Source organism: Mammaliicoccus sp. J-M40 (assembly GCF_022386395.1).
In the GTDB taxonomy this organism is placed as follows: Bacteria; Bacillota; Bacilli; order Staphylococcales; family Staphylococcaceae; genus Mammaliicoccus; species Mammaliicoccus lentus.
The window spans coordinates 1-1,888 of record NZ_JAJNIQ010000030.1; the positions used below are offsets into that span (position 1 = coordinate 1).

General features: G+C 30.3%; 1 protein-coding gene and 1 pseudogene. Both read right to left on the reverse strand.

Going from position 1 to position 1,888, the window contains the following annotated elements; genetic code table 11:
- The coding region (locus tag LQ688_RS13855; RefSeq protein ID WP_239752876.1) for a protein rep at window positions 1–914 on the reverse strand (914 nt) is incomplete at its 3' end.
- 792 nt (window positions 915–1,706) lie between these two features.
- Window positions 1,707–1,888 (reverse strand): annotated as a pseudogene (locus LQ688_RS13860) (protein rep); the annotation flags it as partial.

Below are 1,888 nucleotides of genomic sequence, written 5' to 3' on the forward strand. Positions count from 1 at the left end.
TTTTCTTCGTCACTTGTATTAATCAAATTACCTTTTTCAGCATCGTCTAAATTTAAAATTTTATGTTTTTGTTTAAGTAATCCACCATAACTTAACATACGTTTTCGATATAAACCTTGTTCTAAATCACTAACAATTTCTGAATCTTTTTCACTATCTCCGGTTAAATAGTCCGATGACTTAACCGAATATTTTGAGGTTTCTTTGATTGCTGCTTGAATATCTTTATCGCCTTTTCGGTTTGGTTTGATCGCTTTAATATTAGCCACCGGTCGATAATTAACTCGAAGTGCTTTTTGCCATAAATCAACCCATTCATTTTGAGTTATATAATTTTCTTTTTTTCTAAAATACGCATTTTCAACGCATAATAAAACGTGCATATGTTGGTTATAACTACCATCATTTTGATTAACCGTAACTTCCGTTGAACGCATAAAACCAATTAAATTTTTAGAAACTTTTTTATATCTAAACAACTTATGAAACGATTTAGTTAAGTCTTTTAAACTTTGTTCTAAAGTTTCACCGTCTATTGCATTTCTCGTTGAAAGAGTTAAAAACAACCAACGAGCTGTCGGCTTTTCTTTAACTACTTCTTCAATCACTCTTTGAGCTTGATAACTATTTTTCATAGCACGCCTCCAATTACAAACAGGACACAACTTCGATTTACAAAACCATGTTTTATAAAGCTTTAAATAGCCCTCTTCTGTTGGTTTAAATTCTAAGACGCTACCACATTGTTTTACGTTATGAGCTTTTTTCACTTTTAAAATGTCGAGTATCTCTGAATAGCTCACATTATCAATTTTCTTTTCTTTCCACGGACGTACTTTACCCGTTTTCGTTAAATCTTTTAATGTTTCATTATCTTGATTTTCGGTTATATTTCTTGTAGTATAAGAATGCATATAAAAACCTCCAGTATTTGATTTTGGCTCGACACCTTTATCTTATTACTGGAGCTTTTTAATGTCAAATTTTCTTTCACGCATAAAAACAACCTAAAATCCTTATATATCAAGGTTTTAAACACATTTCATAAAAGACAGTTATTTCTATATAGTATCAAGACAAGAAGAAACTCGTTTCACTCGTTTCTAAAAACCCAAAAATAGAGCATGACGATCACTCCGTGAATCATGCTCTATTTTTCCGTCTGTACATGTTTTTTATTCCAATTTCCTTTTTGGTTTGAACCTACAATTCCATGTGATGTTGAGTTGGTACTTTCTTGGGATTAATCCCAATTCAAGTCCAACCAACTCGCTAACAAGTTAGCTATCACATTTCATTTTTCAAACCAAAAAGTTTTCTCGGCATAAACGGTGGTATGATTAAATTAGATTTAACTTAGCAGAATATTTCTAAAAAAAGCCAACTTAATTTTTAGGTCGGCTTTTTTATTTTGTTTAAATTCAAATGCTCTTATTTTGAATTTTAAGGGGGCATTTTAAAGATTTAGGGGTAAATCATATAGTTTTATACCTAAAACTTATATAAGCTCTTAAAACGCAAATATGAGCCAAATAAATATATTTTGATTTCACAAAATGATTTTTCTAAAAACCAGTGGCTAATTTTTAAGACACTGCCCATTTACATGCAAATTTAAAAATTGGCATGAAAAGTGGGTAACCATGCTGGTTAAACGCTATAGTTCCCGCAGGGGCTAAAAACATAAAAAAACGCTAGCTTTTTAGCTAACGTTTCACATTTTTTAAATAATAATTTTGTTTTTCAAAATTCCAAATTGCAGTAATTGAATTTGCTTTTTCTTCTTCGTCTGTCGTTTTTTCTTCGTCACTTGTATTAATCAAATTACCTTTTTCAGCATCGTCTAAATTTAAAATTTTATGTTTTTGTTTAAGTAATCCACCATAAC